Below are 26314 nucleotides of genomic sequence, written 5' to 3'. Positions count from 1 at the left end.
GCCGATTGGCGGTGACTCCCTGCGGCTCTATCCCGTACAATGGCGGGCTTTCAGAAAGCCGCTCCTGGAGCCCGCCCCAGCATGCTGATTTTGCGTGGAACATCGGCCCTGTCTCCTTTTCGCCGGGACAAGCTGACCCAGAAACTCGCCGCCATCGACCCCGCCATCCACCTTGAGCACTGCGAATTTGTGCACTTCGTGCAGACCGCGGGTGAACTCACCGCCGCGCGCCAGGCGCAGCTAGGCCAGTTACTCGGCGATGGCCCCGGGGCTGCGGCGCCGGTCCAGGGGACGTTGCTGCTGGTGGTGCCCCGTCCGGGCACGATCTCGCCGTGGTCCAGCAAGGCAACCGACATCGTCCACAACTGCGGCTTTGCCGAGGTGCGTCGGGTGGAGCGGGGTGTGGCCTGGTATCTTGCGGTGCCGGCATCGCTCCCCGCGGAGGCCCGCCGTGCTGTGGCCTCCCTGCTGCACGATCGCATGACCGAAAGCGTACTGCCCACCCTGGAAGCGGCCAGCGCGCTGTTTCGCGAGCAGCCCCCCGCCGCGCTTGCGACGATTGATATCCTGCAGGGCGGCCGCGCCGCGCTGGAGGCAGCGGATGCCAGCCTCGGCCTTGCCCTCGCCGATGACGAAATCGATTATCTGGTGCAGGCGTTTACCGGGCTGGGTCGCAACCCCAGTGATGTCGAACTCATGATGTTCGCGCAGGCCAACTCCGAGCACTGTCGTCACAAGATCTTCAACGCCAGCTGGACCATCGACGGTGTGGATCAGGCGCACTCCCTGTTCGGCATGATTCGCAACACCTATGCCTGCGGCGGTGAAGGTGTGCTGTCGGCGTATTCCGATAACGCGGCCGTGGTGGCCGGACATCGCGCCGGCCGCTTCTACCCGGATCCGCAGACGGCAGAGTACGGCTTCTCCCAGGAGCCGATTCACCTGCTGATGAAAGTGGAAACGCACAACCACCCCACGGCCATTGCGCCGTTTCCCGGCGCTGGCACCGGTGCCGGCGGTGAGATCCGTGACGAGGGCGCGGTGGGGCGTGGCTCCAAGCCCAAGGTGGGTCTCACCGGCTTTTCGGTATCCAACCTGCAGATTCCCGGCTACCCGCAGCCCTGGGAATCGGACTACGGCAAGCCTGCGCGCATCGTCTCGGCCCTGGACATCATGCTGGAGGGGCCGATCGGCGGCGCGGCGTTCAACAACGAGTTCGGCCGACCCAATCTCTGCGGCTATTTCCGCAGCTTTGAGCTGGATGTTCCCGGCGTGTCCGGCATGGAACGTCGGGGCTACCACAAACCGATCATGATCGCCGGCGGTTACGGCAATATTCGCGAGGAGCATGTCGAGAAGGGCGCTTTCGCGCCGGGCGCGCACCTGATCGTGTTGGGCGGCCCGGCAATGCTCATTGGCCTGGGTGGCGGCGCGGCCTCCTCCATGGCCAGCGGCGCCAGCGCCGAGGACCTCGATTTCGCCTCGGTGCAGCGCCAGAATCCCGAGATGGAGCGACGCTGTCAGGAGGTGATCGACCGTTGCTGGCAGTTGGGCCGCGACAACCCGATCGCCTTTATCCACGATGTCGGTGCCGGCGGCCTGTCCAACGCGCTGCCCGAACTGGTCAAGGATGGCGGGCGCGGCGGACGTTTTGCCCTGCGCGACGTGCCCAATGACGAACCCGGTATGGCCCCCCTGGAAATCTGGTGCAACGAATCCCAGGAGCGCTATGTACTCGCCGTCGAGCCCGAGCACCTGCAGCGCTTCGAGGCGATCTGCCGGCGAGAGCGCTGTCCCTTTGCGGTGGTTGGCGAGGCCACGGCGGAGCAGCACCTGACCCTCGAGGACAGTCACTTCGGCAATGCGCCGGTGGACCTGCCCATGTCTGTCCTGTTCGGCAAACCCCCCAAGATGCAGCGTGACGTGACCCGTCAGCCGCTGTCGCTGCCCGCGCTGAACCTGGAAATGCCGCTGCTGGAAGCCGTGGAACGCGTGTTGCAGCTGCCGGCGGTAGCCAGCAAACAGTTTCTGATTACCATCGGTGACCGCACCGTCACCGGCATGGTCGCACGCGACCAGATGGTCGGCCCCTGGCAGGTGCCGGTGGCGGACTGCGCGGTGACCACCGTGTCCTATGACAGCGTGGCTGGAGAAGCCATGGCGATGGGTGAGCGCAGCCCGTTGGCGCTGGTGGATGGCCCGGCCTCCGGGCGCATGGCCATTGCGGAAGCGGTCACCAACCTGTGCGCCGCTCCGGTGGCCGCGCTGGCGGATATTCGCCTGTCCGCCAACTGGATGTGCGCGGCGGGTCACGGCCGTGAGGACGAAGTGCTGTTTGACACGGTGCGCGCGGTGGGAATGGAGTTGTGCCCGGCACTCGGGATTACCATTCCGGTCGGCAAGGATTCCATGTCCATGCGCACCACCTGGCAGGCGGAGGGCGAGCAGCGCGCCGTCACCGCGCCGGTATCCCTGGTGGTATCCGCGTTTGCACCGGTAAGCGATGTGCGCCTGGCGGTCACCCCCGAGCTGTCGACCACTGCCGATGCGGAGCTCTGGCTGCTGGACCTGGGCCGCGGCGCCGGTCGCCTGGGCGGCTCTGCGCTGGCACAGGTGTACGGGCAGCTGGGGCACGAGGTGCCGGACCTTGACCGGCCGGCGGATCTGGCGTCGTTCTTTACGCTGGTGCAGGCGTTCCTGCAAAGCGGCAGGCTGCTGGCCTATCACGACCGCTCGGATGGTGGCCTGCTGACCACGCTGCTGGAAATGGCTTTTGCCGGACGTTGCGGCCTGGAAATCGATCTCGCATTCCTCGCCGGCAGCCCGCTGCAACAACTGTTCGCCGAGGAAGTGGGTGCGGTGTTGCAGGTTGCCGCCGCCGATGTACCCGACCTGCGCGAGCGCGCAGCAGCGCTGGGCCTCGCGGATTGCCTGTGTCCGCTGGGCCGGGCAATTCCCGGTGAGCGGGTGGTGATTCGCTCCGCCGGCGATGTTGTGCTGGACGAGCAGCGCAGCCGCCTGCAGGCGCTGTGGGCGCGCACCAGCTTTGAGATTGCCCGTCTGCGTGACAACCCGGAGTGCGCCGAGGAAGAGTATCAGCGGGTCTCCCTGCCGGATCCCGGCTTGTCCGCCCATGCCACCTTCGACCCCGCCGAAGACATCGTGGCGCCTTATATCAATCGCGGTGTGCGTCCGCGGGTGGCGATCCTGCGTGAGCAGGGTGTCAACGGGCATGTCGAAATGGCCGCCGCCTTTCACCGCGCGGGGTTTACGCCCGTGGACGTGCACATGAGCGATCTGCTCAGCGGTGCCCGCGAACTCGCCGGATTCAAGGGGCTCGCGGCCTGCGGCGGTTTTTCCTACGGTGACGTGCTCGGCGCGGGTGCCGGCTGGGCGAAAAGCATTCTGTTCAACAACGCGCTGCGCGACCAGTTTGCGAACTTCTTCGCCCGCGAGGACAGTTTCACTCTCGGTGTCTGCAATGGCTGCCAGATGGTGTCCACGCTGGCCGAGTTGATTCCGGGTGCGGCGCATTGGCCGCGCTTCGTGCGCAACCGGTCGGAACAGTTTGAGGCGCGACTGGCGTTGGTGCGGGTGGAACAGAGCCCGTCGGTGCTGCTCGCGGGCATGGCCGGCTCGCACCTGCCGATTGCGGTCGCACACGGTGAGGGGCGGGCGCAGTTCGCGCAGACGGGCGGCGCGGAGCAGTGTGAGGCGGAGGGCAGCATTGCCCTGCGCTACCTGGAGAATGACCTCTCGGTGGCAGAGCGCTATCCCGCCAACCCCAACGGTTCACCGCTGGGCATCGCAGGCCTGTCCAGCCTGGATGGGCGCGCCACCATCATGATGCCGCATCCGGAGCGGGTGTACCGCAGTGTGCAGCATTCCTGGGCGCCGGCTGACTGGGGCGAGGACGCGCCCTGGCTGCGGCTGTTTCGCAATGCCCGCCACTGGGTCGGCTGACGCCGCCCCTTGTGACCCCCCCTTGATTCCTTATAATGACCGACTTTCCATTCCCGGCGATCTGCCCCATGCGGTGCGTTCGCCGAGGCCCGGTAGCCTGTTAGAGCCTGATTATGTTGAATAAGTACCCCTTGTGGAAATACCTGTTGGTGCTCGCGGTGTTGGCGACGGGATTGTTTTACGCCGCCCCCAACCTGTACGCGCCAGACCCGGCGCTGCAGATCACCGGCGAAAGCAGTGCCCAGGTCATTGATGAGCGCACCCTCAGCCGCGCGACCAGCGCGCTGGAGGAAGCCGGCATTGAGCACTTTGGCGAGGTGATAGACCCGGGCGGCCGCAATGCACTGGTGCGGCTGCGCGACGCCGAGCAGCAACTTGTGGCGCAGGCCAGGGTGCAGCGCGCCCTGGGGGATGGCTTTATTGTGGCCCTGAACCTGGCGCCCACCACCCCCGCGTGGCTCAGTGACCTGGGTGGGCAGCCCATGAAGCTGGGCCTGGACCTGAGCGGCGGCGTGCATTTCAAGCTTGAGGTGGATGTCGATGCCGCCATGGAGCGGCGTCAGGAGTTTTACGAGACGGCCATTCGTCGCGCCCTGCGTGATGAGCGGATTCGGGGCATCGTCGGACGCGAGGGCGATCTGTCGGTCACGGCGCGCCTGCGCAGCGAGGCGGACCGCGAAGCGGCCCGCACCCTGATTGCCGACAATCACCCGGAGTTGACACTGGAGCGCGGTGGAGACGGTGACAACTGGACCATTACCGCCTCCATGACCGAGCAGATGCGCACGGAAATTGCCAATTATGCGGTATCGCAGAACCTGACAACGCTGCGGAACCGGGTCAACGAGCTGGGTGTGTCGGAGCCGCTGGTGCAGCGCCAGGGCCAGAGCCGTATTGTGGTGGAGCTGCCCGGCATCCAGGATACCGCGGAAGCGAAGCGGATTCTGGGCACGGTGGCGAACCTCGAGTTCCGCCTCGTAGCGAACCTGGATGCCCCGGAGTCGGAAAAGCAGCGCTTCGAGTACCGCAGCGAAGACCGCGCCGGCTCCTTTGAGTGGCTGGAGCGCGACATCATCATTACCGGTGAGCGCGTGGCGAATGCCCAGGCCAGTTTCGACGAGAACGGCCGCCCCAACGTACAGATCAGTCTGGACGGGGAGGGCGGCACCCTCATGTCGCGGGCGACGCGCAATAACGTCAAGCGGCGCATGGGCGTTCTGTTCATCGAGCGCAAATTCCGTACCCGCTACGAGCTGCAGGAAGACGGCAGTGAGAAAGCGATCCAGATTCCCTACGACGAACGCAAACTGCTGACCGCGCCGGTCATCCAGTCGGCACTGGGTGCCCAGTTCCAGATCACCGGGCTGGACAGCCCGCTGGAAGCCTCTGAGCTGGCCCTGATGCTGCGCGCCGGGGCACTGGCGGCGCCCATCTCCTTTGTGGAAGAGCGCACCGTCGGGCCGTCACTGGGGGCAGAAAATATTCGCCTCGGGGTGAAATCCGTGCAGTTCGGTCTCGCGCTGGTCGTGCTGTTCATGATTCTCTATTACCGCGTCTTCGGCGTGATTGCGGTCGTGGCGCTGGCGGCCAACCTGGTGTTGCTGGTCGCCTTCATGTCGCTGATTGGTGCGACGCTGACACTGCCTGGTATTGCGGGTATCGTGCTCACCGTCGGTATGGCGGTGGACGCCAACGTGCTGATTTTCTCCCGCATCCGTGAGGAATTGCGCGACGGGCGAAGTCCCCAGATGGCAATTCATTCGGGGTACGACGCGGCGCTGTCGACCATTCTCGACGCCAACATCACCACCCTGATTGTCGCGGTGATTCTCTACGCTGTGGGTACCGGGCCGGTGAAAGGCTTCGCGGTCACGCTGTCGGTGGGTATTGTCACATCGATGTTTACGGCCATTGTCGGTACGCGGGCGCTGGTGAACCTGTACTACGGTGGTCGCAAGGTGAGAACCCTGTCCATCGGGGGAGTGTGAGTATGAAAGTCATCAACTTCATGGGCCAGCGGAAACTCGCCATTGCGCTGTCTGCCGTACTGCTGGTCGCCGCCATTTTCAGCCTGTCGACCCGACAGCTGAGCTGGGGCCTGGACTTCACCGGCGGCACCCTGGTGGAGGTGCATTACAGTGAATCCGCGGATCTGAAGGCGATCCGCTCGACACTGGATGCCGGCGGCTACGCCGGGGCCATCGTGGTCAGCTTCGGCACCGACCGGGACGTGCTGATTCGGCTTCCCCAGGGGCATGCCGACACCGAGGGCACGGCCCTGGTGCGTCTGCTGGAGGACTCCTTCGAGGGCACGGTGGAACTGCGGCGCATTGAGTTCGTCGGTCCCCAGGTGGGCGATGAACTGCGCGAGCAGGGTGGGCTGGCCATGCTGATGGCGCTGGGTATGGTGATGCTCTACATCGGCTTCCGCTTCCAGTTCAAGTTTGCCGTGGGTGCTGTTGCAGCGCTGGTGCACGACGTCATTATCACGCTCGGCTTTTTCTCCATCATCGGCCTGGAGTTCGACCTCACGGTACTGGCGGCGTTGCTGGCGGTGATTGGCTACTCGCTGAACGACACCATCGTGGTGTCCGACCGCATTCGGGAAAACTTCCGCAAACTGCGCAAGTCCGACCCGCTGGAAGTGATCAACATATCCCTGTCGGAAACCCTGGGCCGCACCCTGGTCACGTCCTTGACCACGTTGCTGGTGCTGGTCTGCCTGGCGTTGCTGGGTGGCGAGATGATCAAAGGCTTCGCCATCGCCCTGCTGATGGGCGTGGTGATCGGCACCTATTCCTCCATCTACGTAGCGGCCACGGTGCTGGTACTGATGGGCGTCAGCAAGGAAGACCTGATGTTGCCGGTGAAGGAAGGTGCGGAGCAGGACGAACTGGTGCCCTGACCGAACAGGCCCGGGCGCCGCGTTCCTCTTACTTGCCCAACAGGGGCTTGGTCGCCTGCAGCACGGCCTTGAAGCACTTCGGGTTGCCGCACACGATACTGCCCGATTCCAGGTAGTTGTCCGAGGCGTTGATGTCGGCAACCAGACCGCCGGCTTCACGCACCAGCAGGGCGCCCGCCGCCATATCCCAGGGTGCCAGCCCGATCTCCCAGAACGCATCCAGACGGCCCGCGGCGACATAGGCCAGATCCAGCGACGCTGCGCCCGCGCGCCGGATGCCGGCACACTGGCCCGCGAGGGTTGCCAACGTCTTGCTGTAGGCGTCGAGCTGCTCGTCACAGTGATCCTTGAAGGGGATGCCGGTGCCCAGCAACGCACCGTCCAGCGACGTGCGTTTGCTGACGCGGATACGGCGTCCATTCAGCTGCGCGCCACGACCCCGTGACGCGGTGAACTCCTCGCGACGCACCGGGTCGAGCACCACGGCGTGTTCCAGTTTGCCGCGGTACAGGCAGGCAATGGAGACCGCGTAGTGAGGTATGCCACGGAGGAAGTTGGTCGTGCCGTCCAGCGGGTCGATGACCCAGCGATACTCGGCATTTTCATCGCCGCTCAAGCCGCTTTCCTCCCCCAGAATGGCGTGGTCCGGGTACGCTTTGCGCAGGTGATAGATGATTTCGCGCTCGGCATTGCGGTCGACGTCTGAGACGAAATCGTTGACGTTCTTTTCCTGCACGTCGATCCGCTCGAGCTCATCGGAGGCACGGACGATCTGTTCGCCGGCTTTGCGCGCGGCGCGCAGCGCGATTGTGACCATCGGTTCCATAGCGGTGTCCTGGGTGGGCGAGTTTTGGGGCGCGCGATTATAACAGCACATCAGGGCCTGATCCTACCGGCAATCTGCTACACTTCCGCCCTTTTGCAGGCAGCGCGCGTGCGCATGACAGGGCCATGAATCTCGACAATATTCGTATCGTGCTGGTGAATACCTCGCATCCGGGCAATATCGGCGGTGTCGCCCGGGCCATGAAGAATATGGGGCTCTCCCGTCTGGTGCTGGTGGAGCCGCGCCAGTATCCCGATGAGCAGGCCACCTGGCGTGCAGCCGGTGCGCTGGATGTGCTGGAAGCGGCCGTGGTCTCCGAGACACTGGATGAGGCCATCGCCGATTGCCAGTTCGTTGTGGGTACCAGCGCGCGCGAACGGCGCATCCCCTGGCCCCTGCTGGACCCGCGGCGCTGCGCCGAGGAAGTGGCCGCCCGTGCCGGCAATGAACAGGTCGCGCTGCTGTTTGGCCGCGAGGACCGTGGCCTGACCAATGAAGAGCTCCAGCGCTGCAACCTGCACCTGCATATCCCATCGGACCCCGCCTACAGTTCGCTGAACCTCGCCATGGCGGTGCAGATCGTCTGCTATGAACTGCGCATGCTGCATCTCGCGGGCAGCCTGCCGGCGGCCGCTGACGACCAGTGGGACGCGCCCTTCAGCACGGCGGAGAATATGGAGCGTTTTTATGAGCACCTCGAGGAAACCCTGGTGGGCATCGGTTTTCTCGACCCCGCGGCGCCGCGGCAGTTGATGGTGCGCCTGCGGCGGCTGTACGGGCGGGTGCGACTGGACGAGATGGAGCTGAATATCCTCCGCGGCATCCTCACCGAGACGCAGAAATTCCTGCCAGAGCCCGAAAATCCCCCCCCGCGCAAAAGTTGATCAATTTGGTCGGCTATTGCATACTCGGGCTTTACGCCAACGGGTACGGTCATGCGGCTGACAACCAAGGGACGCTATGCAGTGACGGCGATGCTGGACCTGGCCCTGCACGGGCAACACGGGCCGGTGAGCCTCGCGGAGATTTCCGGTCGCCAGGCGATTTCGCTGTCATATCTGGAACAATTGTTCGCGCGGTTGCGCCGGCGTGAACTGGTGAGTAGCGTGCGCGGCCCCGGTGGCGGCTATCGCCTGGGGCGTGACAGCGACGCGATCTACGTGGCCCAGATCATTGATGCTGTGGACGAGGCGGTGGACGCCACAGGGTGCGGCGGCAAGGCCGACTGCCAGAAAGGCGAAGTCTGCCTGACGCACCACCTCTGGCAGGACCTGAGCGACCAGATCCACGGTTTCCTCAGCCAGATCAGCCTTGCGACGCTGGTGGAGCGCCGGGAGGTGCGCCATATCTCCTCGCGGCAGGATGCACGCACACGCATCAATCCGGAGAGCCTGGTCGCACTGCGGGAGCTGTGATGTCGGCGTCTGCCGGTAGGTAAGCATGCAAGCACCCCTCTATTTCGATTATCTGGCCTCGACGCCGGTAGATCCCCGGGTCGCCGAGGCGATGGCTGGCTGCCTCACGCTTGACGGTAATTTCGGTAACCCGGCGTCGCGATCACACGTCTACGGCTGGCGTGCCGAGCAGGCGGTGGAGCAGGCGCGTCGCGAGCTTGCGGACCTGATCAACGCCGACCCCAGGGAGCTGGTCTGGACCTCGGGTGCGACGGAGTCCGACAACCTGGCCATCAAGGGCGCCGCCGCACTCGCCACCGGGCGGCGTCACCTGGTGACCTCGCGCATCGAACACAAGGCGGTTATCGACACCTGTGCCTGGCTGGAGCAGCAGGGCTGGGACGTCACCTGGCTGACGCCCGGCGCTGATGGCCTCACCAGCCCCGACAGCGTCGCCGCTGCGCTGCGTCCCGACACCTTCATGGTGAGCATCATGCACGCCAATAATGAGCTGGGCACGGTGAATGATATTGCCGCGATCGGCGCCCGGGTACGCGCCTGTGGTGCCCTGTTCCATGTCGATGCGGCGCAGAGTGTGGGCAAGATTCCGGTGGACCTGGCGCAGCTGCCGGTCGATCTGCTGTCCATCTCGGCGCACAAGTTCTATGGCCCCAAGGGCATTGGCGCGCTCTATGTCAGGCGGGAGCCGCGGGTGCAGATTCAGGCCCAGATACACGGGGGTGGGCACGAGCGCGGCATGCGCTCGGGCACCCTGGCCACCCACCAGATTGTCGGCATGGGCGAGGCAGCCCGGCTGGCGCGGGAGGAGCTGGAGTCGGGAAGCGCGCGGCTGCTGGCTCTGCGCGAGCGCCTGTGGCGTGGCCTGGCGGCGATCGGGGGCGTGCGGCTCAACGGGCATCCCGACCAGCGACTCCCCGGCGCCCTGAATGTCAGTGTCGAGGGGGTCGAGGGCGAAACGCTGCTGATGGGGCTGCGCCAGCTGGCCTTGTCCAGCGGTTCGGCCTGCAACTCCGAGAGTGTCGAGCCGTCGTACGTGCTGCGGGCCATCGGTGTGCCCGAGGCACTGGCGCACAGCACCCTGCGGCTGTGCTGCGGCCGCTTTACCACCGAGGATGACGTCGAGCGCGCCATCGCTCACCTGCAGGACGTTATCGGTAGCCTGCGCCAGCGCGTTTAGCGCGTGAAACCGGGGCGTAAAGCCCGTATAATTGCTCGGTTTTAACCTTGGGGCACGCGCCCCCGAATCATTTTCTGGAATCTTTGGAGAGAGTCAGATGGCTGTTGAGCGTACCTTGTCTATTGTGAAGCCCGATGCGGTGGCAAAAAATGTAATTGGGCAGATCTATTCACGGTTCGAATCCGCAGGCCTGCGGGTGGTCGCGGCCAGAATGCTGCGCCTGAGTGAAGACGTCGCCGGGGGTTTCTATGCGGAGCACCGCGAGCGTCCCTTTTTCCCGGCATTGATCGAATTCATGACCTCTGGTCCCGTGATGGTGCAGGTGCTCGAGGGTGAGAACGCCATCGCCCGCAACCGCGAGTTGATGGGTGCCACGAACCCCAAGGACGCCGATCCGGGCACCATCCGGGCCGATTTCGCCGAGTCGATTGATGCCAACGCGGTGCACGGGTCCGACTCACCGGCCTCAGCCGAGCGCGAAATTGCCTATTTCTTCGCCGCCAGCGACCTCTGCGATCGCGGCTGAGGCGAGACAGGGTAGATCCCCATGAACGCGACCGTCATTGCCTCCTCCGAAGTGTCCTCCAGGGTCAACCTGCTGGGCATGACGCAGCCGCAGCTGGAGCAGTTTTTCCTCGACCTCGGGGAGAAGAAGTTCCGTGCGCAGCAGGTGATGAAGTGGATGCATCACGCGGGTGTGACCGACATCGGTGCGATGTCCAACCTGGGCAAGGCGCTGCGCGAAAAGCTGCAGCGCGTTGCCGAGGTGCGCCCACCGGAGATCGTCAGCCAGCACGATTCTGCTGATGGCACCCGCAAGTGGGCGATCAGGGTGAGTGGCGGCGGCCTGGTGGAGGCCGTGTTGATCCCCGAGGCGGGCCGGGCGACCCTCTGCGTGTCATCGCAGGTGGGCTGCAGCCTGGACTGCAGTTTCTGCTCCACCGGCAAGCAGGGCTTCGAGCGCGACCTCACGGCGGCCGAGATCATCGGCCAGGTGTGGTTGGCCATCAAGTCCTACGATGCCTTTCAGGCCGGTAACCGGCGCGTGGTCACCAACGTCGTGATGATGGGCATGGGCGAACCCCTGCTTAATTTCGACAATGTCGTCGCGGCGATGGACCTGATGATGTCGGATCTCGGCTACGGAATTTCCAAGCGTCGGGTAACACTGAGCACATCCGGCGTGGTGCCGGCGCTGGATCGTCTGGCGCGGGTCAGCGAGGCGTCGCTGGCCATCTCGCTGCACGCCCCGGACGATGCACTGCGCAACCAGCTGGTGCCGATCAACCGCAAGTACCCGATTGCCGAGCTGTTGCGCAGCGCTCGTGCCTACATCGACGCGCAGGCCGACAGCAAGCGTGTGGTGACGGTTGAGTACACCCTGATCGCAGGGGTGAACGATCACGTCGACCAGGCCCGAGATCTGGCCGTGCTGCTGCGGGATTTCCCCTGCAAGATCAACCTGATTCCGTTCAACAGCTTTCCCCAGTCGGATTACCAGCGACCCAGCGGCAACGCGGTGTCACGTTTCTGGCAGGTGCTGGTGGACGCGGGTTTCATTGTCACGGTGCGCACCACCCGCGGTGATGATATTGCAGCGGCCTGCGGCCAGTTGGTCGGGCAGGTTGTGGATCGCACCCGGCGCAGCGAGCGCTACCGGGCGGCCGGGCAGGCCGCGGAGGTTCAGGCACGATGACGAGTGAAACAAAGCGTATTTGCGGTGCATTGCGTCTCAACGGTGTACTGGCCGCCGTGTTGGCCGCCGTGTTCCTGGCGGGCTGCGTCACCACCACCGACAGCGTGTATACCAACCCGCCGTCGCCCGAGGACGCACTCGAGCGCCGGGTCTCACTGGCACGCCAGTACATCGGCGAAGGCGACTGGGAAAATGCCAAGCGCAACCTGTCCCAGGCCGTCAAGATCGACGACCGCAATGCCGAGGTGCACGAGGCATTTGCGCTGGTGTACCAGAGCACGGGCGAGAAAGAGCTGGCGGAGGAGAGTTTCGAGAAGGCGATTCGCCTGCAGCGTGATTTCTCGCGGGCCCGCAACAACTATGCGGCCTTCCTGTTTTCCGAGCAGCGCTACGCCGATGCGGAGCGGCAGCTCAAGTATGTGGTCAAGGACACCCTGTACAGCGCCCGGCCCCTGGCGTTCGTGAACCTTGGTCTTTGCCAGCTGCAACTGGACAAGCGTGTGGAGGCGGAAGAGTCCTTCAGTCGCGCGCTGTCCATGGATCGCGTCAATACGATCGCACTGCTCGAACTGGCGATCCTCAAGTACGAGGATGGCGACTATCGCGCGGCGGAACGTTACTACGGTACCTATCGTACGGCGGTGCGCCCACAGAGCCCGCGCGGCCTGTGGCTGGGTGTGCGGCTTGCGCGGGCCACGGGTGACAAGGACGGCGAGAGCAGCTACGCCCTTGCCCTGAGCAGCCTGTACCCGAAGTCGTCCGAGTACCAGGAATACCAGCGGACCCTGAACAGTGGGCAGTAAGGAAATCCTTGAGCCGGCACCGGTGACGGTCGCGCCCGGTGCGCTGCTGCAGGCGGCGCGGCAGGCCCGCGGCTGGTCGTCCGCCGAGGTGGCCGCGAGGCTGCACTGGCTGCCCGAGGTGGTTGGCCTGCTGGAGCGCGATGCCTACGATCGTTTGCGCCGACCGGCGTTTGCCCGGGGATACATCAGCGCCTATGCACGGTTGTTGGGCCTTAACGAGGCTGAGGTACTGGCAGGGTTTGACCAGCGACGGCCCGAGGCGGCGGCGACGGGAGCGGATGCTGGGCCGCGCCGCTTGCGGCCGCTGCAGCGCACAGGGCTGGGTATTGTCCTGGGTCTTGCTGTGTTGGCGCTGCTGGTTTTGGGGTTGTGGTGGGTGCAGGTTGGCGAGGCCGCTTCCCACCGCCTGTCTGGAGGATGAGTGATGCATAAACCCTCTCCCATCACACGGCGGGTCAGCCGCCAGATCATGGTGGGCTCGGTGCCCGTCGGCGGCGATGCGCCGATCAGCGTGCAGAGTATGACCAATACCGAGACCTGTGACGTCGAGGCCACGGTCGCGCAGGTCAAGGCGATCCAGGACGCCGGTGCCGACATTGTGCGCGTCTCGGTGCCGAGCATGGATGCCGCCGAGGCCTTCCGCGCGATTCGTGCCCGGGTCGATATCCCGCTGGTGGCGGATATCCATTTCGATCACAAGATTGCCCTGAAAGTCGCGGAGTACGGTGTAGACTGCCTGCGCATCAACCCGGGCAATATCGGCAGTGACAAGAAGGTACGTGCGGTAATTGACTGTGCACGTGACAAGGGCATACCGATTCGTATCGGGGTGAATGCCGGCTCGCTGGGCAAGGAATTGCAACGCAAGTACGGTGAGCCCACGGCGGAAGCGCTGGTGGAGTCTGCCCTGCACCATGTCGATATACTCGACCGCTTCAACTACCCGGACTTCAAGGTGAGCGTCAAGGCGTCCGAGGTGTTCATGGCGGTGGCCGCCTACCGCCTGCTGGCAAAACAGATCGATCAGCCCCTGCACCTGGGCATTACCGAAGCGGGCGGCCTGCGCGGTGGTACGGTGAAGTCAGCCGTGGGTCTGGGCATGCTGCTGATGGACGGCATTGGCGACACCATTCGCGTTTCCCTGGCCGCCGACCCGGTGGAAGAGGTCAAGGTCGGCTTCGAGATTCTGAAGAGCCTCAAGTTGCGCGCGAACGGCATCAACTTCATCGCCTGCCCCAGCTGCTCGAGACAGAACTTTGACGTCATTGCCACCATGAACACGCTGGAGCAGCGCCTCGAGGATATCCGTACGCCCATGGACGTCGCCGTGATCGGCTGCATCGTCAACGGTCCGGGTGAGGCGCGCGAAGCGGATGTGGGCCTGACCGGGGCCAGCCCCAACAATCTGATCTACATCGACGGCAAGCCCGACCACAAGGTGAGCAACCAGGACTTTGTGGATCACCTCGAGCAGGTGATTCGCCAGCGCGCGACCGCGCTGGAAGCGCAGCGCGCTGCCGCGGACGCGCAGTTGATCGCGCGTTCCAAACAGTGAAAGTGCAGGAGTAGAGGTGACAACGATTCGAGCCATCCGGGGGATGAACGACATTCTCCCGGATGAAAGTGACCGCTGGCAGTACCTGGAGCGCACCGTGGCCGAGGTGCTGGCGAGCTATGGCTATGGCGAAATCCGCCTGCCCATCGTCGAACAGACCGCGCTGTTCCGGCGCTCCATCGGCGAAGTAACCGACATTGTCGAAAAAGAAATGTACAGCTTTGACGACCGCAATGGCGAGAGCCTGACACTGCGACCTGAAGGGACCGCAGGGTGTGTGCGCGCCGCCATCCAGCACAGTCTGCTGGGTACGGTGCAGCGGCTCTGGTACAGCGGGCCGATGTTTCGCTACGAGCGCCCCCAGAAGGGGCGCCAGCGCCAGTTTCACCAGATCGGTGTCGAAGTGTTCGGCGTCGCCACGCCGGAGATCGACGCGGAGCTGATACTGATGACCGCGCGACTGTGGCGGGAACTGGGTATCGACGGGGATGTGGCGTTGCAGCTGAACTCCATCGGCAGCGTCAGTGACCGGCAGGCGTATCGCGCCGCGCTGGTGAATTACCTGTCCGGGCACCTGGATGCCCTGGACGAGGACAGCCAGCGCCGGCTGCACACCAATCCACTGCGTATCCTGGACAGCAAGGACCCGGGGACCCGCGCTGTGTTGCAGCAGGCGCCGCTGCTCTCGGATTATCTGGATGAGGAGTCCAGGGCCGATTTCGCCCGCGTGTGTGAATTGCTGGATGCAGCCTCCGTCCCCTATGTCATCAACACGGCATTGGTGCGCGGGCTGGACTACTACAACAAGACAGTGTTCGAATGGGTGACGGACCGGCTGGGCGCGCAGGGCACCGTGTGCGCCGGCGGGCGCTACGATGGTCTGGTGCAGCAGCTGGGCGGCAAGCCGGTACCCGGCATCGGGTTTGCCATGGGCAAGGAGCGCCTCGTGCTCATGCTCGAGGCGCTGCAGGCGGCACCGTTGCCCGCGGCCCCCGCCGATGTGTATGTGGTCAATTCCGGTGGCAGCGCGGAATGTGCCGCCTTCGCTGCACTGGAGAGCCTGCGCAGCGCTCTGCCGGGCCTGCGCATCGTGCAACACGCTGGCGGCGGCAGTTTCCGCAGCCAGATGAAAAAAGCAGACAAGAGCGGCGCTCGCTGGGCGCTGATCTGGGGTGACGACGAGGTGGCCAGCGCGAGTGTCACTGTCAAACCGCTGCGCGAACAGGGCGAAGAGCAGGTAACGCTGCCACTGGCCGAGGTTGCCGCGTTCCTGCAACGCAGGCGAACCCCTGACACCACAACCCAAGGGAACTAGATCGTGGAATCGTATCGTACGGAAGAAGAACAGGTAGAAGCGCTGCGCCGCTGGTGGGATGAAAACGGCCGGTCTACCCTGGTGACCATTGTGCTGGTGCTGGCGGCTACCTTCGGCTGGCAGGGCTGGCAGCGGTATGACGCTCAGCGCATGGACAGTGCCTCGGACCTCTATCAACAAATGCTGGAAGCCGCGGCCATGGCGCAGGAAGGTGTGGTCACCGCCGCGCCGGTGGAGCGGCTCGCGGCCCAGCTGCGCAGTGATTACGCGGGCACCACCTACGCGCAGTTCGCGGCACTGCATCAGGCCCGTGTGGCGGTGCTCGCCGGTGACCTGGAAGCCGCTGAAGCGGATTTGCGCTGGGTGTTGGGCAAGGCCGACAGCGGCAGCGAGACGGCAGCGGTCGCGCAGCTGCGCCTGGCGCGTGTGCTTGCGGCAGGGGGTAACGTCGAGCAGGCGCTGGCACTGCTCACTCCGGAATCTACCGGCAAGTACCAGGCCGCCGCGGCGATGGCGCGAGGCGATGTATTGGCTGCTGCAGGGCGTCCGGAGGAGGCTTTGGCCGCCTACCGCGAGGCCCAGGCACTGGTGCAGGCCTACCCCGCCCAGCTCAATCTGGAGACGCTGGCAGCGAAGCTGCAAAGCCTGACCGCCGCCAGTGCGGGAGATGACGCATGAGGGCTACCGTGACCCGCTGGAGCGTCCTGCTGCTCTGCGTATTCGCTCTCGGCGGTTGCAGCACCATCAAGGGCTGGTTCGAAATTGATGACGATGAGGACCCCCGCCAGCCAGTGGAGTTGGAGAAAATTGAGCAGACCGTGAAAGCCAAACGCCTCTGGTCCACCGGTGTCGGTGATGGCCAGGGCGAGGGCCTGTACCGCATAGAACCGGTGATGGGCGACGGGCGCATTTACGCTGCCTCGGCGGACGGGGAGGTCAAGGCGTTGGAGGTCAGCAGTGGCCGTCGTATCTGGGACGTAGACCTCGAGCTGCCGATCTCTGGCGGCGTTGGCCTGTATGGCGACAGCCTGTTCCTCGGTGCCAGCGACGGGTTTGTCATGCGGCTGGATGCCGGCAGCGGTGAGATTCTCTGGCGCGCCGCGGTGACCGGCGAGGTGTTGGCGCCGCCGCAGGGCAACGGCAAGGTCGTGGTCGCGCAGACCTATGACGGCAAGCTGCACGGCCTGGATTTCGCCAGCGGTGAGCGACTCTGGACCTACGACAGCAATATGCCGGTGTTGACCATTCGCGGCACCAGTACACCGATCCTGCAGGGTAACCGGGTCATCGCGAGCTTTTCCAACGGACGCGTGGTGGGCTTTGATGCGGCGACCGGTGCGATGGAGTGGGAGGCTCGCGTGGCGATTCCCCAGGGTCGCTCCGAAATCGAGCGCATCGTCGATGTCGACGGCACTATGGCCATGCTGGGCAACGAACTGTTTGCGGCAAGTTACCAGGGTTTTGTCGTCTCCATCGACACCAACAGCGGTCGCAAGCTCTGGGAGCGGCCCGTGTCGTCGGTCTCCGGTGTGTCGCAGGGTTTTGGCAACGTCTACGTCTCGGACGAAGACGGCACCGTCATCGCCTTCCTGCGCACGGGGCAGGGCCAGCGCTGGACCCAGGATGCCCTGGGTTGGCGCGGGCTGGGTCGTCCCACGCCGGTGAGCAGCTACCTGGCGGTCGCGGATTTTGAAGGGTATGTGCATCTGCTGTCGCAAGTGGATGGCAGTATTGTGGGCCGTTTCCGGCCCGACAGCGATGGCGTTCGCGCCGACATGCTGAGCGACGGCAACGTGCTCTATGTGTTCGGCAACAGTGGCAAGCTGCAGGCTTACGAACTCAGCACCACCTCCAGGTAGCCACCATGATCCCGGTAATTGCCCTGGTCGGCCGTCCCAATGTGGGCAAGTCGACGCTGTTCAACCAGCTTACCCGCAGTCGCGATGCGCTGGTCGCCGACCTTGCCGGCCTCACCCGGGATCGCAAATACGGGGAAGCGCGCATCGGCTCGCGGCCCTTCATCGTGATTGATACCGGTGGTATCAGCGGTGATGAAATGGGCATTGAGGCGCAGATGGCCGGGCAGTCTCTGCTCGCCATCGAGGAAGCCGATGCCGTGCTGTTTCTGGTCAGCGCTCGCGACGGCCTGAACCCTGCGGATCAGGCTCTGGCCCGCCACCTGCGACAGCGCAACAAGGCCTTTCACGTGGTGGTGAATAAAATTGATGGCCTGAATGAAGATGTCGTGCTCGGCGATTTCTACGCCTTGGGTGTAGAGCACCTGCATGGCATTGCAGCGACCCACGGCCGCGGCGTGCGGCAGATGATCGACGATGTCCTGGCCACCTTTCCCGAGGACGAGGCCGAGGACGCGGCAGCGGTGGATCGCCGCGACAGTATCCGCGTCGCCATAGTGGGGCGACCCAACGTCGGTAAGTCGACGCTGGTCAATCGGTTGCTCGGTGAGGAACGGGTGGTGGTTTACGACCAGCCCGGTACCACCCGCGACAGCGTCTATATCGATTACGAGCGCGACGGCCAGCGCTATACCCTGATTGATACCGCCGGTGTGCGCCGGCGCAAGAACGTGCGCGAAACGGTGGAGAAATTCTCCATCGTGAAGACCCTCAAGGCCATTGACGACGCGCATGTGGTTCTGCTGGTGATGGATGCCCACGAGGGCATTGTCGACCAGGACCTGCACCTGCTGGGGCACTGTATCGAAGCGGGCCGCGGCCTGGTGCTGGCGGTCAACAAGTGGGACGGCATTGAGACCCACCAGCGCGACTGGATCCGCAATGAGCTCAGTCGTCGCCTGATCTTTGCGGATTACGCGGACACGCACTTTATTTCCGCGCTGCACGGCACCGGGGTTGGGCACCTGTACAAGTCCATTCTTGGAGCACACGCCTCGGCTACCCGCAAGCTGAGTACCAACCAGCTCACGCGGATTCTGGAAGGGGCGGTGTTTGATCACGCTCCACCGATGGTTAACGGGCGCCGTATCAAATTGCGCTACGCCCACCCCGGCGGCCAGAATCCGCCATTGATCGTCATTCACGGCAACCAGACCGGCAATGTTCCCAACAGTTACCAGCGCTATCTGGAAAACGTGTTCCGCCGAGAGCTGAAGCTCAGCGGTACGCCGGTGCGTATCGAGTTCCGCACCGGTGACAACCCCTTTGCCGATAAGCGCAACCAGCTGACGCAGCGCCAGGTGCAGCGCAAACGGCGCCTGATGGCGCATGTGAAAAAGAACGACCGAAAGAAGAAGCGCTGACGCGGAGGCCATGGCGAAACCGGATCTGGACAGCCGCGCCAACATCGAACGGTTCGTAGACCAGTTCTACGCGCAGGTGCTCGCAGACCCCGTGCTGGCGCCGATTTTTCTCGATGTCGCCCAGATTGAGCTCGACGTCCACCTGCCCCACATCAAGGATTACTGGTGCAAACTGCTGCTGGGCGAACGCGCCTACCGCCGTCACACCATGGCCATCCACCGTCGCCTGCACGCCCGGCAGCCGCTGCAATCCACCGATTTCCAACGGTGGCTGGCCCTGTTCACGGCAACGGTTGATGCCGGTTTTTCTGGCCCGGGCGCGGAGCGCGCCAAGCGTGTCGCGGCGTCAATTGCCGCCAACATGCAGCAGGGCCTGCCGCCAGACTGATCCCCCTGATTGTTCGCTGGCCACGCGCGAAAAGCGGCGTCATGTCAAAGGTGTTGCACTCTGTGGCCTTAGTGTTATAGTTATATATAACACCATATCGATGAGGCAGGCGCCATGCTTACCGTGTTTTCCGCTCTCAACCACCGGGTGAGCACGCTACCCGCTGCACTGGCGCGGCATGCTGTGCTCGCAATCTCTCTGCTGCTCGGTTTTCCGGCGCTGGGCAGTGCCGGCGAAGATCCGGATGTGCTGCGCATCACCGGCCTGGATATTCTCCAGGTGGAGGTGCAGGGGCAGGCTGATGTGGAGATCAGCCAGGGCAGTTCCACCGAACTGCTGGTGCGGGGTGCACCGGCCCGTTTGCGCCCCGAACCTTTCCACGTGCGGGGCCAGACGCTGATTCTGGGCGTTCCTGCGGACAGTGAGCAGACGGTCCGGGGCGTGCAATTCAAGCTGACCCTGCCCGTGCTGGAGTCCCTGCGGGTGGCCGGGTCGGGTGACGTGTTCGTGCGCGCATTGCGCGTCGACGATTTCAAGTTGCGGGTGGATGGCGCGGGCGACGTGCATCTGTTCGCGCTGCGCGGCGGCAGCGCAGAGGTGTTCATGCGCGGGGATGGCGACGTACAGCTGGCAGAGGCCGCCCTGCAGACCTTGCAGCTGCGGCTCTCCGGGGCAGGGGATATCTTTCTGGGGCCCCTCCAGGCCGAGTCAATCGAGGCGGTTGTCAACGGCGCTGGCGACATCGCCGCAACAGGGGAGGGGCGCACGACAGCGCTCTCCGTCACCGTGGTAGGCTCGGGGGATGTCGATTTCTCAGGGCTTGGGTCCAGCGACGTGGAAGTCAGTGTGATTGGTTCCGGCGGTGTTCGACTCGGGCCCAGTGCGCGCCTCAACGCGACCATCATGGGGAGTGGGGACATTCACTATGCCGGCACGCCGGATGTCGATGAGAACGTGATCGGCTCCGGCGAGTTAAAGCGGGAATAGCCGCGTGCAGTGGCACGATGAACAACCCATCTACCGGCAGCTGCGAGACCTCGTAGTGGAGCGCATCATGGATGGTTCCTTCGCCGAGGGCGCGGCAGTGCCCTCGGTTCGCCAGGTGGCCAGCGACTACCGCATCAACCACCTCACGGTGGCACGCGCCTATCAGGAGCTGGTGGAAACAGGGTTGTTGGAGAAGCGCCGGGGGCTGGGCATGTACGTCACGCTGGGTGCCAGGGCGACGCTGACCGCCGATGAACAGGCGCACTTTTTTGCCAGGGAGCTGCCGGCATTTGCCGAGCGGGTACGCAACCTGGGCTTGGACATGCAGCAGGTGACGCAACGCCTGCTGCAGGAGGGGGACATAGAATGACAGCTGTTGTTGAAGCGCGCGGGCTGCAGCGCCGGTATGGTGAGCAGCAGGCCGTCGCGGGCGTTGACCTGCAGTTGGAGGCGGGCTCGGTGTTGGGTCTTATCGGGCCGAACGGGGCCGGGAAAACCACCCTGCTGCGCTCCCTGCTGGGGCTCACCCGCTGCGAGGGCGAGCTGTCGGTGCTCGGTCTCGACCCGCGACGCGAGCAGGCGAGGCTGATGCAGGATGTGTGCTTCATCGCCGATACCGCTGTGCTGCCGCGCTGGATGCGGGTACGGGAACTGCTGGACTACACCGAGGGTGTGCACCCGCGCTTCAGCCGTGCGCATGCCGAGCGGCTGTTGGCGCGCACCGAGGTCGGCCTGCAGCGGCGCATCGGAGAACTGTCCAAGGGTATGACGGTACAGCTGCACCTGGCGCTGGTCATGGCGATTGACGCGCGGCTGTTGATTCTCGACGAGCCGACCCTGGGCCTCGATATCCTGTTTCGCAAGCAGTTCTTCGAGCAGCTACTGAACGACTACTTCGATGAAGAGCGCACCATCATCATTTCGACGCATCAGGTGGAGGAGGTGGAGCACATTCTCACCCATGCCATGTTCATGAACCGCGGCCGCACGCTGCTCTGCGACTCCATGCTGGCGCTGGAACAGCGCTATGTGGAACTGCGGGCGGTGGGGGAGGCCGCCACGCGGGCGGCGGCGATACCGCACCTGGGGCAGCGGCCTCTGTTGGGAGGGCGTGCGCTGATCTATGAGGATGTGAACCGGGAACTGCTGGCACCCCTTGGTGAGCTGTGTACGCCAGCATTGGCAGACCTGTTTGTGGCAAAGGTGGGTGAGGACAATGGGCATGACTGATAGCAGAAGCCAGCGCTGGCGCTCGCTGGTCAGGCGCGAGTTGCGCGAGTACCGGGTGTCACTGGTATGGACACCGTTTGCAGTGGCCGTGCTGCTGACGCTGTTGATGCTGGCCGGGCTGTTTGTCGCCAACCAGTTCAGCAACCTGGGCGAGATTGTGCTGGATGTGATTTCACAGGCGCAGGATGAAGACGGGTTGAGCGTAAACCTGCGCATGACCGTGGACGAGGACGGTAACCGGGTGGCGGAGATTGTTACCGAGAGCACCGAGTCGCTTGCGGGTGGGCTGGAACCGCTGCGTCGCGATTACCAGGTGGAAGCGGCGCCGGAACTGGCTGACGAGTCGCTCTGGTCCTTCGCATCCGACTGGCGCTTCCGGCCCTACGAATCCGCTGCGCCCGATCAGGACAGCGGTGAATCCAGCGGACCGGTCACCAGCCTGCACCCGCTGCTCTACGGCATCCACGGCATCATGCTGCTGGTGTTGCTGCTGGTGACGGCGAACTACCTGCAGGGCTGCCTGTATGTGGATCGCAAGGACCGCAGCATCCTGTTCTGGAAGTCCATGCCGGTTTCCGCGTGGGAGGAGGTGCTGGCCAAGCTGTCTGTGGCCCTGCTGGTGGCGCCGGCGCTGTTTCTTGTCGCCTCGGTGCTCACCCAGTGGGCCATGCTGCTGGTCGCCCTGGTGCTGTCCTCCCGTGTGCAGGTCGATGCGCTGGGTCTGGTGCTGGCCAATGTGCAGATCGCGCACTGGCTGCTGGACCAGGTGGGCGGCTGGTTGGCCAATGCGCTGTGGGCGCTTCCGCTGTACGCCTGGCTGATGTTGGCGTCTGCCGGGGCGCGCCGCTCTCCGACCCTGCTCGCGGTGACGCCACTGGTGGTGCTTGCCGCCCTGGAGGCGGTGCTGCTCGGCTCACAGACCTTCATCGAGTCCGTCTGGGGCCGTATGCCGAGCCTCACGCCAGACGGCGCCAGCGGAGGGCTGTTCCTGCAGGGACTTCCCTGGCAGGGCGGTGGGTTGCTGGCGATGCTCGCCGGCTTGTGCGTCACCGCCGGATTGCTATGGGGCTGTGTCTGGTTGCGACGCAACCGCTGGGAGCTGTGAATCGACTGTTAATTCACATAACGAATAGTAAAAATACTTTCTATTTATTTCAATTATGACCGGCCTCTGGCTAAGATGCCCCCCGTACCCACTTCGCAACACAGAGGCCCGCCATGTCAGACTACCTGAAAGACGTCGAATCCTTTGCCGCACTGCGCGCTGCGCAGGGTGGCACCTGGGACAATATCCACCCTGAATACGCCGCGCGCATGAAGCACCAGAACCGGTTCCGTACCGGCCTGGATATCGCGCGCTACACGGCAGGCATCATGCGCCGCGACATGGCCGAGTACGATGCGGACAGCAGCCAGTACACCCAGTCGCTGGGCTGCTGGCACGGTTTCATCGGTCAACAGAAGCTGATTGCCATCAAGAAGCACCACGGCACCACCAAGAAGCGTTACCTCTACCTGTCAGGCTGGATGATTGCGGCCCTGCGCAGCGAGTTCGGCCCGCTGCCCGACCAGTCCATGCACGAGAAAACCTCGGTGCCGGCCTTGATTGAGGAGCTGTACACCTTCCTGCGCCAGGCCGATGCCCGCGAACTGGGCCACCTGTACCATGACCTGGACGCGGCACGTGCGGCCGGCGACCAGGTGCGCGAGAAGGCGCTGGTCCAGGCCATCGACAACTACGAGACCCACGTGGTTCCGATTATCGCCGATATCGACGCCGGCTTCGGCAACGAAGAGGCCACCTATCTGCTGGCCAAGCGCATGATCGAGGCCGGCGCCTGTGCGATCCAGATCGAAAACCAGGTGTCGGACGCCAAGCAGTGTGGTCACCAGGACGGCAAGGTGACCGTGCCCCACGAGGACTTCCTCGCCAAGATCAACGCTGTGCGTTACGCCTTCCTCGAGCTCGGTGTGGACGATGGTGTGATCGTGGCTCGCACCGACTCACTGGGTGCCGGCCTGACCCAGAAGATCCCTGTGTCCCGTGACCCGGGTGACCTCGCCCACAAGTACAATGCGTTCCTGCAGACCGACGTGGTAGAGAGCGCAGACGACGTGCGTGAAGGCGATGTCATCATCAAGCAGGACGGCAAACTGGTGCGTCCGGTACGTCTGCCCAACGGTCTGTACCGTTTCAAGGACGGCACCGGCGAGGCGCGCTGTGTACTGGACTGCATTACCAGCCTGCAGAACGGCGCCGACCTGCTCTGGATCGAGACCGAAAAGCCCCACGTCGGGCAGATTGGTGCCATGGTTGACGAGATCCGCAAGGTCATCCCCAACGCCAAGCTGGTCTACAACAATTCGCCTTCGTTCAACTGGACCCTGAACTTCCGCCAGCAGGTGTTCGACGCCTGGACGGCAGAGGGCAAGGATGTCTCAGCCTACGACCGCGACAAGTTGATGAGCGCGGACTACGACGCCACGGAACTGGGCGTCGAGGCAGATCGTCGCATCCAGACCTTCCAGGCCGATGCGGCGCGTGAAGCAGGCATCTTCCACCACCTCATCACGCTGCCCACCTACCATACGGCCGCGCTGTCTACCGACAACCTGGCCAAGGGCTACTTCGGTGAGGAAGGCATGCTGGCCTACGTGCAGGGCGTGCAGCGCAAGGAGATCCGTCAGGGTATCGCCTGCGTCAAGCACCAGGACATGGCCGGCTCCAACATGGGTGATGACCACAAGGAATACTTTGCCGGTGAAGCCGCACTGAAGGCGGGCGGCAAGGACAACACCATGAACCAGTTCGGCTGATCGACGGGCCGACGACGCTCACGACCCGAAAGGGTCGTCCACGGAACGGGCCGGCTGGGTGAACCAGCGCGGCCCGTTTTCCGTCATGTAGAAGTGATCTTCAAGACGCACCCCAAACGCCCCCGGCACGCAGATCATGGGCTCATTGCTGAAACACATGCCCGCCGCCAGCGCCGTGCTGTTACCGCGCACCAGGTAGGGCCACTCGTGAATGTCGAGGCCGATGCCGTGACCGGTGCGGTGTGGCAGGCCGGGTAATTGGTAATCCGGTCCCAGGCCTCCCGCTGCCAGCACGGCGCGCGCTGCGTCATCCACGCCGCCGCAGGTTGCGCCGATGCGGGCTGCCTCAAAGGCCGCCTGCTGTGCCGCCTTTTCCAGGTTCCAGATGTCGCGCTGCTGCGCGCTGGGTTCGCCAAACACGTAGCTGCGGGTGATATCGGAGATGTAGCCGTGCAACTGGCAGCCCGTGTCGATCAGCACCATATCCCCCGTTTCGAGAGCCTTGGGTTGGGCAACGCCGTGGGGGAACGCGCTATCCGCGCCGAACAGCACAATGCAGAAATACGACCCCGCCGGAGCCCCTACCCGTTGATGCGCTTCGTGGATGAAGCCGGTTACCTCGCCGGTGGTGATGCCGGGGCGCAGGATACGGGCGACTGCGCGGTGGACTTCCAGGGTCATGTCCTTGGCGCGCTGCATCAGCGCCAGCTCGGCCGGCGACTTCTGCATGCGGCAGCCTGCAGTGACCGGCGTCGCACTCTGGATGCGACAGGCAGGTGCGGCCTGGTGCAGGCCATCGGCGATGAAGAACGGCGCCGATTCATCCATCCCCAGCGTCTTCACCTGCAGGTCGGCCAGCAACTGTGCGCAGAGTCGGTAGGGGCTTTCGTGTTCTTCCCAGCAGTGCACGTCACCGGGTACCCGCAGGAAGCCCTGCAGTGTGCCCAATTCAAAGGCGGGTGCGATATAGCGTGGCGCGCCCTGTGCCGGGATCAGCGCCCCGACCATGCGCTCGCTGGGTGACCAGCGCGTGCCGGTAAAGTACAGCAGGTTGGTGCCCGCATTCAGGTAGAGCGCGTCCAGCCCGGCCGCCTGCATCAGCTGCTGCGCGCGCTGCAAGCGGGCGGCAAATTCTGCATCCTGGATGGGTTCGGCCGCTGCGCTCATGTCCTGCAGGCGTGCAAGTTCCTGGGTGGCGTCTGAACCACCGATGCCCTGTGTCATGGGATATCCTCATTGGCGTTCGCGGGGCGGTCGTTTATGCTCACCGCTGGTTGGCTGGATCATAACTGCAGGGCAGGCAGGGGGGAAAGGGGAATGCGTTGGACCGAGATTGACCAGCAGTTGTGTTCGGTGGCGCGTGCGCTGTCAGTGGTGGGTGAGCGCTGGACGCTGCTCATCCTGCGAGATGCGTTTCTGGGCACGCGACGCTTCGAGCAGTTCCAGCAGAACCTCGGTATCACGCGACACCGGTTGTCAGAACGCCTGGGTAAACTGGTGGAGCAGGGCGTTCTGGTCAAGGTGCCCTACAACGAGCGCCCCCTGCGCCACGAATACCGCCTCACCCGCAAGGGTCTCGGTCTGTATCCCGTGCTGATGAGCCTGGCCCGTTGGGGGGATGACTGGATGGCGGGGGAGGAGGGGGTGCCACTGGCCTATGTGCATCGCAGCTGCGGCAAGGTCACCCGCCCCCTGCTGGCCTGCAGCGAATGCGGCGAGCCACTGCGCCCCGAGGGCGTCACACCGCAACCCGGAGCCTCGCTGCAGGCCATCGCCGACGACCTGGCTCGCCAGGGGCGCCGTGAGGCGACCATTCCGGAGCTGATCGGCGCGTCGCGACCCGCAGACTGAGGACCTCAATGAAAATTACGTGAAATTGTTACACTCCACTCGCCTTCAACTTTGCGGGTCAGCGGCTAGACTTGGCGCATACCCGTAAAAATGAAGGAAGCACGCT

The 26314-nt window shown here is 64.3% G+C and carries 24 protein-coding genes; 22 read left to right on the top strand and 2 right to left on the bottom strand.

What is annotated here, in order from left to right; translation table 11 throughout:
* Positions 1-81 precede the first annotated feature (81 nt).
* From purL to secF, 3 genes are all read left to right on the top strand, one after another.
* The gene (gene purL, locus AACZ17_RS08320; RefSeq protein WP_290745357.1) at positions 82-3963 is read left to right on the top strand and encodes a phosphoribosylformylglycinamidine synthase; all 3882 of its coding nucleotides are present in this window, start codon (positions 82-84) and stop codon (positions 3961-3963) included.
* 113 nt (positions 3964-4076) lie between these two features.
* Positions 4077-5951 (top strand): protein translocase subunit SecD, encoded by a 1875-nt coding sequence (gene secD / locus AACZ17_RS08315; RefSeq protein WP_290745360.1) that lies wholly within the window; start codon positions 4077-4079, stop codon positions 5949-5951.
* Between the two features lie 2 nt (positions 5952-5953).
* Positions 5954-6868 (top strand): protein translocase subunit SecF, encoded by a 915-nt coding sequence (gene secF / locus AACZ17_RS08310; RefSeq protein ID WP_290745363.1) that lies wholly within the window; start codon positions 5954-5956, stop codon positions 6866-6868.
* A 28-nt stretch (positions 6869-6896) separates the two neighbouring features.
* On the opposite strand, the gene AACZ17_RS08305 is transcribed toward secF, so the two are convergent.
* Positions 6897-7694: an inositol monophosphatase family protein gene (locus tag AACZ17_RS08305; RefSeq protein ID WP_290745366.1), complete on the bottom strand. Its 798-nt coding sequence runs from the start codon at positions 7692-7694 to the stop codon at positions 6897-6899.
* Positions 7695-7819: 125 nt separating this feature from the next.
* On the opposite strand from AACZ17_RS08305, the gene trmJ reads away from it, so the two are divergent.
* The 18 genes from trmJ (at position 7820) to AACZ17_RS08215 (ending at position 24357) form a co-directional block, all read left to right on the top strand.
* Positions 7820-8578 carry a tRNA (cytosine(32)/uridine(32)-2'-O)-methyltransferase TrmJ gene (gene trmJ / locus AACZ17_RS08300; protein WP_290745369.1) on the top strand — a complete coding sequence of 253 codons (759 nt, stop codon included), beginning with the start codon at positions 7820-7822 and terminating at the stop codon, positions 8576-8578.
* Positions 8579-8629: 51 nt separating this feature from the next.
* A complete protein-coding gene (iscR, locus tag AACZ17_RS08295; RefSeq protein WP_290745372.1) occupies positions 8630-9109 on the top strand; it encodes a Fe-S cluster assembly transcriptional regulator IscR in 480 nt (159 codons plus the stop codon).
* A gap of 25 nt (positions 9110-9134) precedes the next feature.
* Positions 9135-10286: an IscS subfamily cysteine desulfurase gene (locus AACZ17_RS08290; protein WP_290745376.1), complete on the top strand. Its 1152-nt coding sequence runs from the start codon at positions 9135-9137 to the stop codon at positions 10284-10286.
* A gap of 97 nt (positions 10287-10383) precedes the next feature.
* Positions 10384-10812 (top strand): nucleoside-diphosphate kinase, encoded by a 429-nt coding sequence (gene ndk / locus AACZ17_RS08285; RefSeq protein ID WP_290745379.1) that lies wholly within the window; start codon positions 10384-10386, stop codon positions 10810-10812.
* A 21-nt stretch (positions 10813-10833) separates the two neighbouring features.
* On the top strand, positions 10834-11982 hold the full coding sequence (gene rlmN, locus AACZ17_RS08280; RefSeq protein ID WP_290745382.1) for a 23S rRNA (adenine(2503)-C(2))-methyltransferase RlmN: 1149 nt from the start codon (positions 10834-10836) through the stop codon (positions 11980-11982).
* Positions 11979-12785, top strand: coding sequence for a type IV pilus biogenesis/stability protein PilW (gene pilW, locus AACZ17_RS08275; protein WP_290745384.1), 807 nt, complete (start codon positions 11979-11981; stop codon positions 12783-12785). The genes rlmN and pilW overlap by 4 nt, the downstream gene beginning before the upstream one ends.
* The gene (locus tag AACZ17_RS08270; protein ID WP_290745387.1) at positions 12775-13206 is read left to right on the top strand and encodes a helix-turn-helix transcriptional regulator; all 432 of its coding nucleotides are present in this window, start codon (positions 12775-12777) and stop codon (positions 13204-13206) included. Before pilW ends, AACZ17_RS08270 begins: the two co-directional genes overlap by 11 nt.
* A 3-nt stretch (positions 13207-13209) precedes the next feature.
* Complete coding sequence (gene ispG, locus AACZ17_RS08265; RefSeq protein WP_290745390.1) at positions 13210-14340, top strand: flavodoxin-dependent (E)-4-hydroxy-3-methylbut-2-enyl-diphosphate synthase; 1131 nt, start codon at positions 13210-13212, stop codon at positions 14338-14340.
* Between the two features lie 16 nt (positions 14341-14356).
* Positions 14357-15655: a histidine--tRNA ligase gene (gene hisS / locus AACZ17_RS08260; protein ID WP_290745393.1), complete on the top strand. Its 1299-nt coding sequence runs from the start codon at positions 14357-14359 to the stop codon at positions 15653-15655.
* 3 nt (positions 15656-15658) lie between these two features.
* Positions 15659-16333, top strand: a complete 675-nt coding sequence (locus AACZ17_RS08255) for a tetratricopeptide repeat protein (protein ID WP_290745396.1) — start codon at positions 15659-15661, stop codon at positions 16331-16333.
* Positions 16330-17514, top strand: coding sequence for an outer membrane protein assembly factor BamB (gene bamB / locus AACZ17_RS08250; protein ID WP_290745399.1), 1185 nt, complete (start codon positions 16330-16332; stop codon positions 17512-17514). The genes AACZ17_RS08255 and bamB overlap by 4 nt, the downstream gene beginning before the upstream one ends.
* 5 nt (positions 17515-17519) lie before the next feature.
* Positions 17520-18935 (top strand): ribosome biogenesis GTPase Der, encoded by a 1416-nt coding sequence (gene der / locus AACZ17_RS08245; protein ID WP_290745401.1) that lies wholly within the window; start codon positions 17520-17522, stop codon positions 18933-18935.
* A gap of 10 nt (positions 18936-18945) precedes the next feature.
* A complete protein-coding gene (locus tag AACZ17_RS08240; RefSeq protein WP_290745404.1) occupies positions 18946-19323 on the top strand; it encodes a group III truncated hemoglobin in 378 nt (125 codons plus the stop codon).
* A 114-nt stretch (positions 19324-19437) separates the two neighbouring features.
* Positions 19438-20310 carry a DUF2807 domain-containing protein gene (locus AACZ17_RS08235; protein ID WP_290745407.1) on the top strand — a complete coding sequence of 291 codons (873 nt, stop codon included), beginning with the start codon at positions 19438-19440 and terminating at the stop codon, positions 20308-20310.
* A gap of 4 nt (positions 20311-20314) precedes the next feature.
* Positions 20315-20680 carry a GntR family transcriptional regulator gene (locus AACZ17_RS08230; RefSeq protein ID WP_290745410.1) on the top strand — a complete coding sequence of 122 codons (366 nt, stop codon included), beginning with the start codon at positions 20315-20317 and terminating at the stop codon, positions 20678-20680.
* On the top strand, positions 20677-21540 hold the full coding sequence (locus tag AACZ17_RS08225) for an ABC transporter ATP-binding protein (RefSeq protein WP_290745413.1): 864 nt from the start codon (positions 20677-20679) through the stop codon (positions 21538-21540). The genes AACZ17_RS08230 and AACZ17_RS08225 overlap by 4 nt, the downstream gene beginning before the upstream one ends.
* Positions 21533-22645 carry a hypothetical protein gene (locus AACZ17_RS08220; protein ID WP_290745416.1) on the top strand — a complete coding sequence of 371 codons (1113 nt, stop codon included), beginning with the start codon at positions 21533-21535 and terminating at the stop codon, positions 22643-22645. Before AACZ17_RS08225 ends, AACZ17_RS08220 begins: the two co-directional genes overlap by 8 nt.
* 113 nt (positions 22646-22758) lie before the next feature.
* Complete coding sequence (locus AACZ17_RS08215) at positions 22759-24357, top strand: isocitrate lyase (RefSeq protein WP_290745419.1); 1599 nt, start codon at positions 22759-22761, stop codon at positions 24355-24357.
* Positions 24358-24375: 18 nt separating this feature from the next.
* Here AACZ17_RS08215 and AACZ17_RS08210 read toward each other — a convergent pair whose 3' ends face one another.
* Positions 24376-25581, bottom strand: coding sequence for a Xaa-Pro peptidase family protein (locus AACZ17_RS08210; RefSeq protein WP_290745422.1), 1206 nt, complete (start codon positions 25579-25581; stop codon positions 24376-24378).
* Positions 25582-25674: 93 nt separating this feature from the next.
* On the opposite strand from AACZ17_RS08210, the gene AACZ17_RS08205 reads away from it, so the two are divergent.
* Positions 25675-26208 (top strand): helix-turn-helix domain-containing protein, encoded by a 534-nt coding sequence (locus AACZ17_RS08205; protein ID WP_290745424.1) that lies wholly within the window; start codon positions 25675-25677, stop codon positions 26206-26208.
* The last annotated feature ends 106 nt before the right edge of the window (positions 26209-26314 follow it).

Source organism: uncultured Haliea sp. (assembly GCF_963973825.1).
Classification (GTDB): domain Bacteria; phylum Pseudomonadota; class Gammaproteobacteria; order Pseudomonadales; family Halieaceae; genus Haliea.
Note: the sequence above shows the minus strand (reverse complement) of the source record. Positions and strands in the feature narration are given on the sequence as shown.

Coding starts and splice junctions, on each gene's coding strand:
- purL (WP_290745357.1), top strand. CDS start 82: ATGCTGATTTTGCGTGGAACATCGGCCCTGTCTCCTTTTCGCCGGGAC.
- secD (WP_290745360.1), top strand. CDS start 4,077: ATGTTGAATAAGTACCCCTTGTGGAAATACCTGTTGGTGCTCGCGGTG.
- secF (WP_290745363.1), top strand. CDS start 5,954: ATGAAAGTCATCAACTTCATGGGCCAGCGGAAACTCGCCATTGCGCTG.
- AACZ17_RS08305 (WP_290745366.1), bottom strand. CDS start 7,694: ATGGAACCGATGGTCACAATCGCGCTGCGCGCCGCGCGCAAAGCCGGC.
- trmJ (WP_290745369.1), top strand. CDS start 7,820: ATGAATCTCGACAATATTCGTATCGTGCTGGTGAATACCTCGCATCCG.
- iscR (WP_290745372.1), top strand. CDS start 8,630: ATGCGGCTGACAACCAAGGGACGCTATGCAGTGACGGCGATGCTGGAC.
- AACZ17_RS08290 (WP_290745376.1), top strand. CDS start 9,135: ATGCAAGCACCCCTCTATTTCGATTATCTGGCCTCGACGCCGGTAGAT.
- ndk (WP_290745379.1), top strand. CDS start 10,384: ATGGCTGTTGAGCGTACCTTGTCTATTGTGAAGCCCGATGCGGTGGCA.
- rlmN (WP_290745382.1), top strand. CDS start 10,834: ATGAACGCGACCGTCATTGCCTCCTCCGAAGTGTCCTCCAGGGTCAAC.
- pilW (WP_290745384.1), top strand. CDS start 11,979: ATGACGAGTGAAACAAAGCGTATTTGCGGTGCATTGCGTCTCAACGGT.
- ispG (WP_290745390.1), top strand. CDS start 13,210: ATGCATAAACCCTCTCCCATCACACGGCGGGTCAGCCGCCAGATCATG.
- bamB (WP_290745399.1), top strand. CDS start 16,330: ATGAGGGCTACCGTGACCCGCTGGAGCGTCCTGCTGCTCTGCGTATTC.
- der (WP_290745401.1), top strand. CDS start 17,520: ATGATCCCGGTAATTGCCCTGGTCGGCCGTCCCAATGTGGGCAAGTCG.
- AACZ17_RS08240 (WP_290745404.1), top strand. CDS start 18,946: ATGGCGAAACCGGATCTGGACAGCCGCGCCAACATCGAACGGTTCGTA.
- AACZ17_RS08235 (WP_290745407.1), top strand. CDS start 19,438: ATGCTTACCGTGTTTTCCGCTCTCAACCACCGGGTGAGCACGCTACCC.
- AACZ17_RS08225 (WP_290745413.1), top strand. CDS start 20,677: ATGACAGCTGTTGTTGAAGCGCGCGGGCTGCAGCGCCGGTATGGTGAG.
- AACZ17_RS08220 (WP_290745416.1), top strand. CDS start 21,533: ATGACTGATAGCAGAAGCCAGCGCTGGCGCTCGCTGGTCAGGCGCGAG.
- AACZ17_RS08215 (WP_290745419.1), top strand. CDS start 22,759: ATGTCAGACTACCTGAAAGACGTCGAATCCTTTGCCGCACTGCGCGCT.
- AACZ17_RS08210 (WP_290745422.1), bottom strand. CDS start 25,581: ATGACACAGGGCATCGGTGGTTCAGACGCCACCCAGGAACTTGCACGC.
- AACZ17_RS08205 (WP_290745424.1), top strand. CDS start 25,675: ATGCGTTGGACCGAGATTGACCAGCAGTTGTGTTCGGTGGCGCGTGCG.